At 47.4% G+C, this 15,404-nt stretch carries 20 protein-coding genes; 2 read left to right on the top strand and 18 right to left on the bottom strand.

The features are described from left to right. Positions 1 to 7: 7 nt before the first annotated feature. A complete protein-coding gene (locus PMI05_RS31225) occupies positions 8 to 172 on the bottom strand; it encodes a DUF2768 family protein (RefSeq protein ID WP_255344482.1) in 165 nt (54 codons plus the stop codon). Between the two features lie 158 nt (positions 173 to 330). Between PMI05_RS31225 and PMI05_RS01885 the strand changes: the two genes are divergently transcribed. Continuing rightward, a complete protein-coding gene (locus PMI05_RS01885; RefSeq protein ID WP_039960034.1) occupies positions 331 to 819 on the top strand; it encodes a hypothetical protein in 489 nt (162 codons plus the stop codon). Positions 820 to 939: 120 nt separating this feature from the next. Here PMI05_RS01885 and PMI05_RS01880 read toward each other — a convergent pair whose 3' ends face one another. The 17 genes from PMI05_RS01880 to prsW all read right to left on the bottom strand — a co-directional run bounded on the left by PMI05_RS01880 (position 940) and on the right by prsW (position 14,059). Then, the gene (locus PMI05_RS01880) at positions 940 to 1,206 is read right to left on the bottom strand and encodes a stage VI sporulation protein F (protein WP_007716506.1); all 267 of its coding nucleotides are present in this window, start codon (positions 1,204 to 1,206) and stop codon (positions 940 to 942) included. A gap of 78 nt (positions 1,207 to 1,284) precedes the next feature. Next, positions 1,285 to 2,337, bottom strand: coding sequence for an NAD(P)H-dependent glycerol-3-phosphate dehydrogenase (locus PMI05_RS01875; RefSeq protein ID WP_039960032.1), 1,053 nt, complete (start codon positions 2,335 to 2,337; stop codon positions 1,285 to 1,287). A gap of 13 nt (positions 2,338 to 2,350) precedes the next feature. Continuing rightward, positions 2,351 to 2,953, bottom strand: a complete 603-nt coding sequence (gene plsY, locus PMI05_RS01870) for a glycerol-3-phosphate 1-O-acyltransferase PlsY (protein ID WP_007716502.1) — start codon at positions 2,951 to 2,953, stop codon at positions 2,351 to 2,353. 15 nt (positions 2,954 to 2,968) lie between these two features. Further along, positions 2,969 to 4,282, bottom strand: coding sequence for a ribosome biogenesis GTPase Der (der, locus tag PMI05_RS01865; RefSeq protein ID WP_007716500.1), 1,314 nt, complete (start codon positions 4,280 to 4,282; stop codon positions 2,969 to 2,971). 54 nt (positions 4,283 to 4,336) lie between these two features. Beyond that, complete coding sequence (locus tag PMI05_RS01860) at positions 4,337 to 4,519, bottom strand: hypothetical protein (RefSeq protein WP_007716498.1); 183 nt, start codon at positions 4,517 to 4,519, stop codon at positions 4,337 to 4,339. Between the two features lie 3 nt (positions 4,520 to 4,522). Beyond that, positions 4,523 to 5,428 (bottom strand): YIEGIA family protein, encoded by a 906-nt coding sequence (locus PMI05_RS01855; RefSeq protein ID WP_007716496.1) that lies wholly within the window; start codon positions 5,426 to 5,428, stop codon positions 4,523 to 4,525. 7 nt (positions 5,429 to 5,435) lie between these two features. Continuing rightward, the gene (locus PMI05_RS01850) at positions 5,436 to 6,071 is read right to left on the bottom strand and encodes a hypothetical protein (protein ID WP_007716494.1); all 636 of its coding nucleotides are present in this window, start codon (positions 6,069 to 6,071) and stop codon (positions 5,436 to 5,438) included. A gap of 84 nt (positions 6,072 to 6,155) precedes the next feature. After that, a complete protein-coding gene (gene fni / locus PMI05_RS01845) occupies positions 6,156 to 7,208 on the bottom strand; it encodes a type 2 isopentenyl-diphosphate Delta-isomerase (protein WP_007716492.1) in 1,053 nt (350 codons plus the stop codon). 76 nt (positions 7,209 to 7,284) lie between these two features. Further along, positions 7,285 to 8,457: a 30S ribosomal protein S1 gene (gene rpsA / locus PMI05_RS01840; RefSeq protein ID WP_007716490.1), complete on the bottom strand. Its 1,173-nt coding sequence runs from the start codon at positions 8,455 to 8,457 to the stop codon at positions 7,285 to 7,287. 185 nt (positions 8,458 to 8,642) lie between these two features. Beyond that, positions 8,643 to 9,236, bottom strand: a complete 594-nt coding sequence (locus PMI05_RS01835; RefSeq protein ID WP_007716487.1) for a 1-acyl-sn-glycerol-3-phosphate acyltransferase — start codon at positions 9,234 to 9,236, stop codon at positions 8,643 to 8,645. Next, entirely contained in the window at positions 9,233 to 9,904 is a 672-nt protein-coding gene (cmk, locus tag PMI05_RS01830; RefSeq protein ID WP_007716486.1) for a (d)CMP kinase, read from the bottom strand. The genes PMI05_RS01835 and cmk overlap by 4 nt, the downstream gene beginning before the upstream one ends. Positions 9,905 to 10,112: 208 nt before the next feature. Beyond that, positions 10,113 to 10,304, bottom strand: coding sequence for a hypothetical protein (locus PMI05_RS01825; RefSeq protein ID WP_238543234.1), 192 nt, complete (start codon positions 10,302 to 10,304; stop codon positions 10,113 to 10,115). Between the two features lie 16 nt (positions 10,305 to 10,320). Beyond that, positions 10,321 to 11,001 carry a flagellar brake protein gene (locus PMI05_RS01820; protein ID WP_255344481.1) on the bottom strand — a complete coding sequence of 227 codons (681 nt, stop codon included), beginning with the start codon at positions 10,999 to 11,001 and terminating at the stop codon, positions 10,321 to 10,323. Positions 11,002 to 11,119: 118 nt separating this feature from the next. Then, entirely contained in the window at positions 11,120 to 12,487 is a 1,368-nt protein-coding gene (gene ypeB, locus PMI05_RS01815) for a germination protein YpeB (protein WP_007716482.1), read from the bottom strand. Between the two features lie 32 nt (positions 12,488 to 12,519). Continuing rightward, positions 12,520 to 13,179: a cell wall hydrolase gene (locus PMI05_RS01810; protein ID WP_039960026.1), complete on the bottom strand. Its 660-nt coding sequence runs from the start codon at positions 13,177 to 13,179 to the stop codon at positions 12,520 to 12,522. Positions 13,180 to 13,205: 26 nt separating this feature from the next. Then, positions 13,206 to 13,364: a hypothetical protein gene (locus PMI05_RS30925; protein ID WP_007716480.1), complete on the bottom strand. Its 159-nt coding sequence runs from the start codon at positions 13,362 to 13,364 to the stop codon at positions 13,206 to 13,208. Positions 13,365 to 13,384: 20 nt separating this feature from the next. Further along, complete coding sequence (gene prsW, locus PMI05_RS01805; RefSeq protein ID WP_007716479.1) at positions 13,385 to 14,059, bottom strand: glutamic-type intramembrane protease PrsW; 675 nt, start codon at positions 14,057 to 14,059, stop codon at positions 13,385 to 13,387. 82 nt (positions 14,060 to 14,141) lie between these two features. Between prsW and PMI05_RS01800 the strand changes: the two genes are divergently transcribed. Next, on the top strand, positions 14,142 to 15,113 hold the full coding sequence (locus PMI05_RS01800) for an asparaginase (protein ID WP_007716477.1): 972 nt from the start codon (positions 14,142 to 14,144) through the stop codon (positions 15,111 to 15,113). The last annotated feature ends 291 nt before the right edge of the window (positions 15,114 to 15,404 follow it).

Here is a 15,404-nt window from a genome sequence, read left to right as displayed (position 1 = left end):
ATCCTCCCTAGACAAAAATCACAATCAAAATCATGACAAGCACGACGAGTAATAGTAAGAATGCGAAGGTCTTCACAAGGAACCGCAAAAACCCATTGGTTATTTTTCTGGCAAAGATCATAACTAAATTGCAGACGAACATGAGTCCAATGGCGATTAAGGAAATGTTCATCTTTGTCATAGGATCAATATACATCGGGACTGCAGCATCCTTTGCATTTTTTGCTTTATTATACCATAAATCCCCCTCTTCGTCTGACGCTTGCGAACCTAATACTAGACATTCGCATAGACTATCGTGATGAATTCGCCCATTGGAGGGATGAAACGTTGAGTAATAAAGTAAATAATCGAAAATGGCGGAATCCATATGCGCCTATACCCAGCAAAAAATTAAGCGACCAAGTCGAAAATGTCTCCCTTTCCATTTCACCGAAAAGAATCCTGCCCGCGGTTGATTTGCGCACCTCTGTTACGAAAATGCGCCATAACATCAAAGGGATCGGCAGCACGATTCGGCAGGTAGAAGACACGATGGATTCGTTGTACGGGGCGATGGAGATGATGGAGAACCTCGGAAAACGCACGCCTGAGCCTGAGGTCGTTGCCGAAAAACCTGCTGCTGCTGGCAAACGCAAAGCTGCTCCAGAGCCACAAAAGGCAGCAGAAACACCACCGCAGGAATCAGGCTTAGGCTTAGGTAACCTTTTGTCCAATATAGATATCGGGCAATTACTGGGTCTCCTGCAATCCCCTTTGGTCCAGAACCTAATTACACAGGTAAGCAGCAGCTCCAAGGAACGAAAAAAAGAGGGATAAGATCCCTCTTTTTTTCTTGCAATCTGTAGGTCAGCCATGTCCCTGTAGAGCCATGATTGTTCCTAGTCTTACTGTATGACGGTTTTTGTTGCAGGTAACGGGCATAATCGCCCATTTCTCTTATTTGAGCAGCTTGGTCAAAGTGGACATGTCACCCAGATTGATTTCCTGATTGCGAAACATCTCAATGACCTTATCCTCCTTTTCAGGAGTTAGTTGCTTGCCACTAAGGGTAGCGAGTGTGCGAATGATTTGACGTAGCTTGGTCTCGTCTTCAAAGTCACTGCGCTTGACCTGACCAGCTAGAGAGCGAAGCTTTTCTTCATCGACATTTTCCGTTGCTTTCCCTTGCAAACGCTCAAAAAGTCGTTTTGACATATTATTCATGTGAAATCTCCTCCTGCACATGGGCTTTCACCCTATCGTATGTGCAGAAGCCTAAATCGGTGATACTTCATTCATTACTTATTCCGCATCGGGATTGAGGTACGCCATTTCAAAGGTTTTTCCACGCCCCATCAGTTCTTCCACGCCTTGACGAGCTTCTTTTCCTTCAAACAGCATGCCATACAGAACAGAAGTGATTGGCATTTCCACTTGCTCGCGTTGCGATAAGGAAAAAGCTGCATTCGTCGTACGAACGCCTTCAACGACCATACCCATCTGTGCCAGTACGTCATCGAGTTTTTTTCCTTGTCCGAGCATATAGCCTGCACGCCAGTTTCGGCTGTGTTTACTTGTACATGTGGCAATCAAATCACCAACACCAGCTAGACCTGAAAACGTAAGCGGCTTAGCACCAAGCTTAATGCCCATACGGCTAATTTCCGCCAAGCCACGTGTCAACAAGGCCGCTTTTGCATTGTCTCCATACCCTAAGCCATCAGACATCCCTGCACCAAGTGCAATGATGTTCTTCAACGCTCCGGCGATCTCAGCGCCAATCAAATCCGGGTTGGTATACACACGAAAATTCGTATTCATCAGCAAATCCTGAGAACGCAGCATGCTTTCTTCCGATTCAGACGCCATCACAATTGTCGTTGGTTGCCGTTTGACTACTTCCTCGGCATGGCTCGGTCCCGACAACACAGCTAATCTGGAGGCAATCTCTTTCGGCACCTCTTCCGCAATGACTTCTGACATTCGCTTTAGACTTTCCAGTTCAAAGCCCTTGGTCGCGTGGATCAAAAGTACATCCGGCTCTAAGTACGGTGCCACTTGCTGACAAATTTGGCGCATGGCATGTGAAGGAACAACAAGAAGAACAATGCGCTTACCAATTACTGCCTCTTGAATATTGGTCGTCGCCACAATGTTGGCAGAAAGAGTTTCTCCCGGCAGGTACTTTTCATTCACATGCTTGCTGTTTATTTCTTCTGCCAGCTTGGTATCCCGTACCCAAAGCGTAACCTGATGCCCGTTGTCCGCCAAGACTGTAGCAAGTGCCGTTCCCCAGCTTCCGGCCCCAATCACCGTAACATTTTGAATCAATACGTCCCCCTCCACTTTTCTCATGTCCGTTCGTACATTATCCCAGCTTCCGGTTGGACTTATCTCCTAGTCTCCGTTCGTTTCCTGAAAGAAGATTGCGGATATTATTATAATGACGAATGTAAGCAAAGATTGCGATCGCCAAGCTCGCCCAAATAAAGGAAACAGGTTTGTCCAACAAGTAAAGTGTAAATGGAATAACCGTTACGATAACCAATGATCCTAATGAAACAAAGCGAGTGATCGCAATGACTAAGACAGCCAACACGGCAGCGATCAAAAATGCCAAGGGAGAGAAACCTAACACGACACCTAGCGTGGTCGCAATGCCTTTCCCTCCGCGGAATCCAAAAAAGATCGGCCAATTGTGACCAGCGATAACAAACAAGCCTGCCACTGCATACGCTGCCGGGTCCCCTGTCATCAGGTGAGTCAGTCCCATCGCAGCTATTCCTTTTACTGCATCAAGAAGGAGAACGGCAATGCCGGGGCCTTTTCCTAACACCCGGAGGGTATTAGTTGCACCGGCATTTCCGCTGCCATGAGAACGTATGTCAATTCCTGCGACTTTTTTGGCGATAAGATAGCTAAAGCTAATAGAACCGATTAAATAGCTAAGCACCCAGGATAATAACACCATGGCGTTTTTCTCTCCCTACGTTTTTTTCCGCGTCCAGATTCGTACTGGCGTGCCTTCAAACACAAATGCTTCGCGGATTTTGTTCTCTATGTAACGTTCATAGGAGAAGTGCATCAGTTCTGGATCGTTAACAAACAGAATGAACGTCGGTGGTTTCACCGTCGCTTGAGTCGTATAGTTGATTTTCAAGCGCTTTCCACGATCAGACGGTGGTGGGGTACGAATTGTCGCATCCGTTACCAAGTCATTAAGGACAGAGGTAGGAACTCGCATCGCATGTGCTTGAGAAACCTCATTGACCTTTGGAAGAATCGTGTGAACACGTTGTTTTGATTTCGCAGAAACATACAGGATCGGTGCGTAATGCAGATATTTGAACTCTTCGCGGATCAACTCAGTGAAGCGTTGCATCGTTTTGTCATCTTTTTCGACAGCATCCCATTTGTTGACGATAATGATTACACCACGACCAGCCTCATGTGCATAACCTGCGATCTTCTTGTCCTGCTCGATTATGCCCTCTTCACCGTCAATGACAACAAGAACAACATCCGAATCTTCAATGGAACGCATCGCGCGCATTACACTATATTTTTCCGTTGTTTCATACACCTTACCGCGCTTGCGCATACCTGCCGTATCCACGAGAATGTAGCTTTGGTCATCGCGTTCAAACGGCGTATCGATCGCATCACGAGTCGTTCCGGCAACATCACTCACAATGACTCGCTCTTCACCGAGAAGCGCATTCGTCAAGGAAGACTTCCCGACGTTTGGACGACCGATGATGGATACACGAATGACATCGTCTCTTTTCTCTTCGTCATCCTCAGCAGGGAAATGTTGAACCACGTCTTCCAGCATATCGCCCAAGCCTAGACCATGGCTACCCGAGACAGGGAATGGCTCGCCCAAGCCCAAGGAATAAAAGTCGTAAATATCCGCACGCATTTCCGGATTGTCCGCTTTATTCACCGCGAGTACAACAGGTTTTCCTGTCCGATTCAGCATCCGTGACAGTTCAACGTCCGCATCTGTCACACCTGTGCGGCTATCTGCAATCATAATAATGACATCTGCTTCATCAATCGCGAGCTCTGCCTGGTAACGCATCTGTGTAAGAATCTCGTCGGTCTCGCCAAACTCAATTCCACCGGTATCAATCACATGGAAAGTATGAGTTAGCCATTCACCTTTCCCGTACAGGCGGTCACGGGTTACTCCCGGCATATCCTCCACGATCGCAACTCGTTGGCCAATCAATCTGTTAAAAATCGTGGACTTCCCCACGTTGGGTCTCCCCACAATGGCTACCACTGGTAATCCCATAATTAACAACACTCTCTCTCATTTTACGTTTTGACTAGCTAATCATACCATACACTACTTATGCCGAACAATGATAAGGGTATCGTCGCTCACTTCATGCACCATCGCGTCCAGTATCTTTTCCAAAGTAAAAGCAGTTTGCTGCATTTTCTCAGTAGTAGACTCGATAAAAATCGGGACACCACCCGCAATCCTGTCTCTGTTCGTCGTAATCACCGCCAAGATTAATCCTGTCATGACCTACAGCTCCTTTTTCACGATTCTAGTCTTCGTTGGCATTCGGAAGACGCTTTCGAGAATCGGGACAGCACGAATGACGGACGTTGCGCGTTCCACATCTTTTTCTTGCGGCAATAAAAATACACCCAGTCTCCCTGACTGTATATCACGTTTTACCAACGGTGTTAGCGATGGCTCTCCCGTATCTGTATATACACCGAGCTGCGTCGCGACATCGTGCAGAATCGCTTGGCGCTGTCCTGGGTGGGCAATCGTGACCTTGGCATTGGCATCCCTCGGTGTCAGAATAAAACCCACACCTTGCTCACGTATAATCTCTTGGGCATCTGCCAGACCGACGTTCATGATGTAAATGTCGTTGACATACAAGTCTCTTCCTTCCACTCTCACTTCGCCCGGCTCGATCTCTGCAATCAGCGACAGTGTTTTTCCAGAACGCAGCTTGCGAGAGATTATCAAGGCAATTACACCTGCAATGACACCCCCCCACCAATGAAAAAGGATGGTAGCCGTCGTTGTCACCAAAGAGGTAAACATGACCATGTAATTACGTCCTTCAAACACCATTGCGATTCCTTCGATATAGGGACCACCACGGGGCACCAGCTCTTGCTTATCGATCGCCGTGAGCGTAGTGCGTTCCATGTTCCTGACATCGCGGAATTGCTGAGCAGCCACCGTCAAAAATGTGACTGCCGTGTAGTTCTCCTTGAGCAGGGCGGGAATCGCTATCGCTCCGAGCGCGGATGCGATCACCCCAAGTGAAACGTGAATAATTTTTCCGTGGGGATAGGTTGGATATTGTCGATAATCTGTTCGCAAAAGATGAATCCGGCACATAATCCCGAATAGGAAGCCCAGAACTAAAGGAAAAACATATTCATAAGCTAGCAATTCCTTGAACACCCTAGCGTCACCTGCCCGTATCGGAATGGGAAGACTCTGTTTCTGTTCTACCAAGGATACGACGAATCGCAGACCAAACTATGCTGACGAGAGCCCATAGTGATAGGCCACTCCACAGCAGATCTTGCGCATACTCCGATCCCCAATGACAGGAACCCGACAATTTCCAAAAATATAGCGAATGTATCGCATCTGTGAGTGGCATGGCGAGCGTAAGCTGAAACAGCTGTCCCAGATTCGTTCTGCTCATCAAAAAAATCGTACTGACTCCAACAGCGGGTACGATGATCCTCTCATCCAAAAACAGCAAGATCGGATCGGTAAAAAACAGCCAGCGCAGCCAAAATAGCAAAAGGGCCGTTGCCAGCGCACTCAGCAAGTACAATCTGCGTATTTTGGACATGAGCTTGGTGTAAAGGACAATGCTTGCGATCAGTGGCAATATCGTTCCACTTAGACTAACTTGAATGGGGGCAAAATAGATTTCCCAGTTAACAAACGTACAAATTAAAAACGCACTGATCACTGCGAGCACTCGTCTGCGTTCCATCTTCATGTTTCGCAGCTGCAAGTCAAAGCTTCCCATCCAGACCAGACACAGCAAAGACCACTGGATGAGGATCGCAACGGTTCCCTCGTTCATGTTCATCTCCTCTAAATGATGGTTGTCTCCCCAAAAGTATGCCTCAACCAAGGAAATTTCATGAATCGAATGCTCGTCCCCTAACTAACGTTGTGCCAGTCTCTCCAATTGCATGTGCCGAAGCCTAGCTCTCTCCGCTGTTTCTCCCGTGATCATAACAGGAGTACCAATCGCGTCTGCCAGACCTTTCATTCCTAGTGCCGTCATCGCCACTCGAATTTGATGATGCCATCTGTCGACGGTAGACAAGCATTCTTCCAGAGTATCGCGTTGAACCAGACGCAGCATTGCCCCCGCCATCCCGACAGCGGACGCGCCTAAAGAAGCGGCTTTGACTACATCGAGTCCATGACGAACACCGCCTGTTGCTATGTACGACATTCCCGGATGACCGACAGCATTCGCTTCCAGCAAGCTCTCCACCGTCGTGAATCCCCAATCCTCAAACATGGCGTGAGGATGTTCACTTCGCATATTTTCGACTTGAGCAAAATTTGTTCCGCCTCTTCCACCCACATCGATTGATCTGATCCCGATTTCTATGAGCTTCTCGATTGATTCCTTCGCCACGCCAAAACCGACTTCTTTGACAATAACCGGCACATCCAGGCTCTCCCTGATCGCTTGAATCCGCTCGAGATAGCCGCGAAAATCCCGATCCCCCTCAGGCATCAACAGTTCTTGCATAACATTCAGATGGATTTGCAGTCCGTTCGCTTCTATCATTTCCACTGCTGCTGTTGCCTGCTCCACTGTCGCCTCTGCCCCAACATTTGCAAACAAGATCCCCTGTGGATGTTCCCTTCTGACAATCCGATAGCTATCCGTAACATCTGGATCACGCAGAGCGGCCATTTGTGAGCCAACAGCCATAGCCAGATTGCGTTCCCTCGCAATGATCGCCAGTTTTTGATTGATCTGCGTAGTCCCACCAGCTCCACCCGTCATCGCATTAATCATAATCGGTGAGGAGAGTCGCAAGGATGCGATCTCGGTGTCCAGTGAGGTTTCAGCAAACGCTGTATTCGGCAAGCTGTTCGGAACAAAGCTAACATCATCAAAGCTATTCGCACCGTCTCCCCCAGTGACAAGAGCATTTCGAATATGGTCCAGTTTTCTAATCGAACGACGATCCATTGTACCCCTCCTAGACTTTCACTCCCAGAAAAAAGGGATACGCCAGAGCGTATCCCCATGAATCCTACTTTTTATCTTACTTGAACTTGTCTTTCAGATCACCGAACAACTCGCCCAATGTCACGCCCATTGGTTGGTTGTTTTCTTGCGTGAATTGTTGCTGTTCACGCTTGCTCGCACGTTCTGCCTGCTCCACACGGTCTTCTTCTACTGCACGGATACTGAGGCTAATGCGCTGTTCTTGTGGAACAACATCCAAAACTTTTACCTGTACTTCTTGGCCCTCTTTCAACACCTCACTCGGTGTATTCACACGGCGATTTGCAATTTGGGAGATGTGTACGAGGCCTTCGATTCCAGGAGCCAGCTCAATAAATGCACCGAAGGATACCAAACGTTTTACCGTTCCATTCAAAATAGAGCCCGCTTTGAAATCTTCTGCAACGTTCGCCCATGGACCTGCTTGCGTATCCTTAATGCTAAGGCCAATGCGCTCGTTTTCACGGTCAATTTTGAGGACCTTCACTTGTACCTTGTCGCCTTCCTTCACGACATCGGACGGCTTATCTACACGGTTCCAAGCAAGTTCAGATACGTGAACCAATCCATCAACACCACCGATATCCACGAAAACGCCGAAATCAGTCATGCGCTGAACCGTTCCTTCCAATACTTGACCCACTTGGATTTTATCCATAATGGATTGCTTTTGCACTTTTACTTCGTCTTCCAATACCGCTTTGTGGGACAGGATAACTTTATTCTTTTCCTTATCCATTTCTACTACTTTCAAAGCCAATGTTTTGCCTTTGTAATCGGAGAAATCTTCAACGAAATGACGCTCAACCATGGAAGCCGGAATGAAGCCGCGAACGCCTACGTCAACAACGAGTCCACCCTTCACTACTTCTTTCACAGTTGCTTCGATGATTTCACCCGCTTGCATTTTTTGCTCAAGATCTGACCAAGAGGATTCCATCGCTACGGCTTTCTTGGAAACAACGAGCTCTTCTTTCTCGTCGTTTAGCTTGATGACTTTCACTTCGAAAGTATCACCAACCGCTACTACATCAGATACCTTTTCAACATGCAGTGGAGACAGTTCGCTGATAGGAATCAGACCATCGTACTTGTAGCCTAGATCTACAAGCGCTTGTTTGTCCTCAACTTTTGTTACGGTTGCTTTTACGACATCTCCTACGGAAATGGTTGTTGCATCCGTCAAGCTTACGTTCGTTTCTTCCATCATTCAAAAGACCTCCTTAATACCATCCAGTCCCAAACGTCTATGTACAGGTTGTTTACAACCTCACTACATGAAGCGGGAGCATGTATATTTTTAACTGTCGCCTGATGGCTGGCAGTTAGTACTGATGAAGCCAGTAAGTTCCAGCAGATTTAGTATTCGTCCCTTTAGCAATTCTATACCGTTTGCTAAGAGAGATGCTGGTTCCGTAATTGCTTGATGTGCTCCATAATCAGATCGCTCGCTTCCTTCAACGTGTCAGCGCTTGATTTGGCCTCGCGCAGACGAGTCAGATCGATCGGTTTACCGTAAACGATCTTAATGGAACAAAACGGTCGATATGGCCCGATAATGGCTACCGGAATGACCGCGGCTTCTGACTTGAGAGCGAACATCGCCACACCCGGCATCGCCTCCCCTGGTTCCCCTGTTTTGCTGCGGGTTCCCTCAGGAAAGATTCCAAAGATTTTTCCATCTTCCAGCAATTTGAGAGTCGTACGAATGGCCGCACGATCTCCTGCACCCCGTTTGACCGGAAATGCACCGAATTTGGTAATAAGAAAGGATAAGACCGGAATTTTGAAAAGCTCTTCTTTGGCCATGAAATGAACCTGACGCTCGATGCCACTCCCGAGAAGGGGTGGGTCCCACAAAGAAATGTGGTTGGCACAAAGGATCACTGGGCCTTCCTTAGGTATATGTTCACGCCCGATCACTTGCCAACGATAGACAAGCGAAAAAATTATGCGAAAAAAACCTCTGAATAAACGATAGTAACTCAATGGGTTGACTCTCCCGTTCGCTCGCAGATTTGCAAGATGCGATCGACCACCTGATCAATGGTCATTCCTGTTGTGTCTACCAAAACGGCATCTTCCGCCTGGCGCAACGGTGCGACTTCTCTCTGCATGTCCCGTCGATCTCGCTCTTCGATTTCTTTTTCCAGCTCAGCCAAGTCTGTCTGGGTACCTTTTGCGAGTAGTTCCTTCCAGCGGCGTTCTGCACGCTCTTGGATGGAGGCCGTCAGAAATATCTTTACATCTGCATCAGGCAAAACATGAGTACCGATATCTCTGCCATCCATGACGACATTGCCTTGAGTCGCCAATCGTCGCTGGAGCACAAGCATTTGTTCACGTACGGAACCGTAGCTCGCTACAATGGAGGCGTACTGGCTCACTTCTGTGGAACGTATCCAGCTTGTGACATCGATTTCATTCCAGTATACATGTTGCTGTCCGTTTTCCCGAACCAGTTGAATCTTGTTTTTTTGCAAAAGTTCGGAAACTGCAGACTCATCGTTGATAGGGAGCTGATGATGGTGGACTGCCCAAGCAAGGGCACGATACATGGCACCCGTGTCAATGTACACGTATTCCAGTTGTCCCGCTACTTTTTGGGCGACAGTGCTTTTGCCTGCTCCCGCTGGTCCATCAATGGCAATGTTCATTACTTCTCACCTGCTATGTACGTTAGTTCGGATGGGAATAAAACAAGAAAAGCTTCTGTCGAAGCCCTTTCCCATTCTTTGTGTGATGAAAAACGATATTGCGTTTTTCGAATTTGGCTGTGACCACTAGCGGTCTACAAAAAACAATCCAAGACCGTTTTCTATGTTATCTATAATAGTACCATAGTATGGAAGCATGCGCAAACCTTTAGGGCTCTCTGGACACGCCTTCCAAGCGCTCTGTTTCGATTAATACTAGTCTTGCGGGTACGTACTGAATGAGGACTTCGCCTATAGTCAGTACAATCGCACATACGACAATTCCAATCATGATGCCTTTTTCTATCCGTTTGGAAAAGCTGCAAAAACGATCGTTGTACTGGCTGGTCAATAGGGTCACTTCCTCTGATGAAGCGTCAATCCACAACGCCTTTTTTACGAAGCTCTAGCTGTCTCTCGTAACACGCTCTAACCACTTTTGCCCGATCTTGCTCACTGATTTGGGTGAACTTACCCGAAATCCATTGGTGCAAACCTTTTTCTTCCGCCGGTTTTTGTCTGACGATTTCCATCTCCACAAAAGCATGTTGAACCTGTCCATTTTTGTTTGGAAGAGAAATCCAGATGTGCAAGTTGTCTTTTTCTTTCAAATGATAGCTTTCCTCACAGCTAAAAGACAGCCCTCCACCGCTGATATCCAGCGTTCGTGCCAGAAAATGATAGCGTCGAATCGGATCATCCAGTTTGACTGCGATGTCTACCGTGGTGTCAATTCTCAAGTAGTTTCGTCGCTGTGTGCGCACAATTTCCTCTTTGGCCGGCAGTTGCAAAAGCAGAACAGGAATGTGATTGTTTTGCCTGCCGACAATCGCAGAGCGGAATTCATAGCGTGAGCCATCCTCGCCAACATACCAAACCAAGCATTCTGTCCCTGGTTGAAATATCCCAGTCCGTCCAGTGTTTTCGCTGGTTGGCAACTCGATGGAAGCTACATCATCCTTCAAATCAGCCACACGGCTTTTGAAAGTTTGCAGCTCCATTTCTTCTGAGGAACTCGTGAAGTTTAGTCTTATTGTTTGTCCTATTCGTGGAAGCATCATACAGTAAATGTTCCTCTCCTTCCCTATCACCCTTTCCATTATATACCCTATTGTTTCGAATCAGCAAATAGGGAAAGCCGCTAAAAAACTAGCTTTCCCCATGTTTTTTCAAACATTATTGTCCTTCGTTCTGTCCTGATCCCGTTTCCATTTTCACAACTTCTTCTTCTTCTCCATTCATGGCGTTGATGTATACCATGTACGAATTTCCTTCAAAGCTGCCTGTCATTTCCCACGTCAGTACTTCTTTTCCATCGTCTTTCCCTTCGATGAGGGCAAGGCGCTGATCCGTCACTTTTACGCTCGGATTGACTTTTTTCCTTGCTTCTTCTTTCGAGAGACGGGGCTCGGAGAGAATTCTCTTTTTGTGATTAAACAGATACTCCGTTGAGTTATAAGCAGTAACCTCTCCGTTGTCCAACGCAATCTCGACGACCACCCCGTCCGGATAAATTCTGACGCCATCCTGAACTGGCACAAACGTAAAAAGTGCGTTGCGATCGTAGCTGTCAATCTCGGAGACCTGCATATTGTCAAATCCATGGTCGCGCAAGAACACTCGTCCTTTTTCTTCCGCCTGCTTCATGTCCAGCTTTTCCTCGCCAACCCCACGCTCGTTCATCATCCAAACCACTTTACCGCCGCGTTTGGTGACATCGAGGTTAATGCCTGTCTTGTGTCCATTTGGCGTGACACGTACGCTATAAGCCGAGTATTCCTGCCCCTTGCCGTTCTCGTTCACTTCTACTTTCGCATCTCCTGGCTTCAACCCGAGAAACGCCAGTGCATTCTTCTCTGCTTCCTCTTTGGTGGCTGCTTTGCCATCGATCCCTTTGATTCGCTGCTGCTTTTTCTTATCGAGACTCTGTATACCGACGCCCCAGTCTAAATCAGGGTATTCCTGCACTTTTTTCTCAATGGTTTGGAATCCATCGATGATGCTATTGTCCTCTTTGTTTTTATTGGTGGCCAATGCCGTCTCGACATCCATCCACCTCAATTGTTTGTCCATCGCGAGGGTTTGTACCTTGCGCAGATCATCCTGGATATCCTTTGCTTGGGTATGCAGGCTCTTCAATGTCTTGTATTCACTCTGACTCAATGGCTGCTTGTCCAAGTCACGCACAGCGACACGATAGGAAAAATCTGCGACCCTCGACAGCATTTCTTCGGTTTTGCTAAACGCCATCAAGGTCAGTGGGAGTTGTCCGACATCCGCTTGTGCCGCATAGGAAAGCCGCCAAACATTCGTCAAAATTGGTGTCATTTGTCTGCGCGAGTTGACCACCAGCGATTTGCCAAGCTCATCGTGCAGCTTGTCCACATGATAAGTGAGATCGTGAAAAGCTCGTTGGTATGAGTTTTCTGCTTTGATCAGGACCGAGTTCTTTTCATTGTGCTCCTGATATCCCCACACGCCAGCGCCTATTAAGGCAACTAGGGCAATGGGAAATAACACGCGTGCTGTTGCTCCATATACCATCCCTTGCCACTCCTCCTTTGGTTACGCATCCATCATCTGCAGAAGATGTGTTTCCCGATCTTTTTGACCTGCGGCCTGGTCCAAATCCAACCGGATGTTGCTGTATCCGGATTAAAATAGTACGTGCATCCTCCCGACGGGTCCCAGCCGTTTAGTGCATTCTTTACTGCTTTCGTTGCGCTTTCATTCGGTGTAAGCCATATTTGACCATCAGCAACTGCTGTAAAAGCGCGTGGTTCGAATATCACAGCAGAGGGCGTATCAGGAAACGAAGGGCTCTTGACGCGGTTCAAAATAACGGCTGCGACAGCTACTTGCCCTTCAAACGGCTCCCCTCTTGACTCCCCGTAAACAGCATTCGCCATGATTTTCAAATCATTGTCAGAGACCCGTGAAGGATGAAAGCTGGCTTTGGTTTTGGCCGTTTGTTTCTTTTCAGCAGGTGCAGCCATCTGCTCTTCTTGTACGGCAGCTACATTCTTTTCCTTCCAGACAACCTTGTATCCACTCAAGCCCGCTGCTACCAACATCACCAACACACCTGCGATCCAGATTGTACGCACGGCTGAATCCTCCTTGGCATGTATTGAAATCTTTGCATAGTGTTGGTGGAGGAAGAATGGATTATGCATGTAAATCTGGATATAGAAAAAGACCGATGCTATTTGCATCGGCCCACCTAGATTTCTCACGCTTTTTCAGTTGGGAAAGGAAAAGATCAGGACTCGTCAATCCGAAAATGCTTATCGTTGTCACACAGGCATTGCTTGAACCCTGTTTCTATTTGCCCTCCAGGTTCTCGATGACCACGCAGTGTAAACTTTTCTCCACATACATTGCATTGAATTGTCACTTTTGCTCGTTCGGTTTTTAGCACGCACGTCTCCTCCTTACCGTCTATTGTGGACGTGAAGAGAGATTTTTAGAACCGAAATCGTGTGCTCTTTGTACCTTTTTTAAGCCCTGCCACCACAATACGAGCATGAATGGCACAATCACTACCAACCAGTTTTGCACTGCCAAAAAGATCATGTTGTACAGGGCATGCAAGCCGATCGGCAAGGTAATCGACATCCATAAAAAAAGCCGCTCATGTTTGGCGTCCTTGGAAAACTTGGCCCGTCCGAGATAATAGCCCATCCACACCGCAAACAACGCATGGCTGGATACCGGTAGAAAGGCACGCCAGATGGCGATATTCGTTCCGTTGATAATGAGGTAGAACAAATTCTCCAACGTAGCAAAACCAAGTGACACCGCAACTGCATAAACAATTCCATCGTATGGCTCATCAAATTCCAAATGTTTATAAACCGTAAAATAGATGACCATCCATTTAAAAAATTCTTCCACGACAGCGGATTGGAAAACTTCCGCGACAATGCCATCCCGCCAGTTCCATTCATTCTGCATGATGTACTGGAGCACCATAATCGGTACGACCAGCAGCATACCAAAGATAAACGACCGGATCACCATCGAAATTGGTTCCGGTTCGAGACTGTCACGCAGGTAAAAGTAACTTAAGATGGCGATACCGGGGGCAACTGCCGCGCCGATCAAAGCAATCATCTTTTATTACTCCTTTACACAAGACTATTGTTCATCGTACCATGAATACTGGTTGATGAAAACCCGCTACAGGAGAGAGATCATGTCAAAAAAAATTTTGGTAGTGAATACAGGCGGCACGATTGCCATGTCTGTCGATGACTCAGAAGGCGTAAAGCCATTGGATGATCAAGCAGTCAACAAAATCCTTCCTTTTTTAGAAAGATACGCGGACGTCACCATGAAAAATGTACTCAACCTGCCTAGCCCTCACATGACGCCTGCGATCATGAATCAACTGCGACTCGATATTGAGGAAGCCTTTCAACATGATCACTATGATGGCATTGTTATTACCCATGGGACTGATACGTTGGAAGAGACCGCATACTTCCTGGATCTGACTTTGTCGGTCAACGTCCCGATTGTCGTGACCGGAGCCATGCGCAGCAGTAATGAGCTCGGTGCTGACGGTCCCGTCAATCTCATTTCTTCCGTTCGTGTAGCCGCAGACTCCTACAGTTTGAACAAAGGTGTTATCGTTGTTTTTAATGACGAAATTCACGCGGCACGTCACGTAACGAAAACACACACGAGCAATGTCGCTACCTTCCAGTCGCCACAATACGGACCGATTGGAACCATTGCGAAAAAAAGCGTGCAATACCACCATGCTCCATTGGATCGAGAGCATTATGCCATTACCCATGCTGATGCGAATGTGCCGCTGATCAAAGCAGTTGCTGGTATGGAGCCCGCTTGGTTGCAGTTTTTATTGGAGCAGCACATTGATGGACTCGTCGTAGAGGCGTTCGGATTAGGAAATCTTCCTCCCGCTATTATCCCTACCCTGCAGCAACTACTGGACAAAGGCGTACCGATCGTGCTCGTCTCCCGCTGCTACAATGGCCAGGTGCAGGATATCTATGACTATGAAGGTGGAGGCCGCAAACTAAAAGAGATGGGGATCATCTTCTCCAATGGCTTAAATGGGCAAAAGGCTCGTCTCAAGTTAATTGTAACGCTGCAAAAAACACGGACTTTCAAAGAGCTGCAACAGTTGTTCGACCATTAAATAATATGACTACAACCTCCTGGATCTTCAGGAGGTCTTTTTTATCTTTGAAAACATTTTGTACGATGCTGTTGTGGCGGGGAGGAAACAGGAGAAAACGCTCAGATTCTAGGGCCACCCCCTGTGGGATTGACTGCACGACTCCATGCAAAAAGCGAAACCGCGGCCAAAGTTGCCCCTTCAGGATGTGTTTCAGAGGTGGCCGCTTAAGAGCGTGTTTCGCTTTTTGCATGGAGTCTCGGTCGGTTGGTCATAGCCCCGTCAAGTAGACACTAAAAAAGAGAAATTTTT

This window comes from Brevibacillus sp. BC25, from assembly GCF_000282075.1.
In the GTDB taxonomy this organism is placed as follows: domain Bacteria; phylum Bacillota; class Bacilli; order Brevibacillales; family Brevibacillaceae; genus Brevibacillus.
The sequence above is the reverse complement of the archived record's forward strand: the minus strand, read 5'-3'. Positions and strand labels throughout refer to the sequence as shown.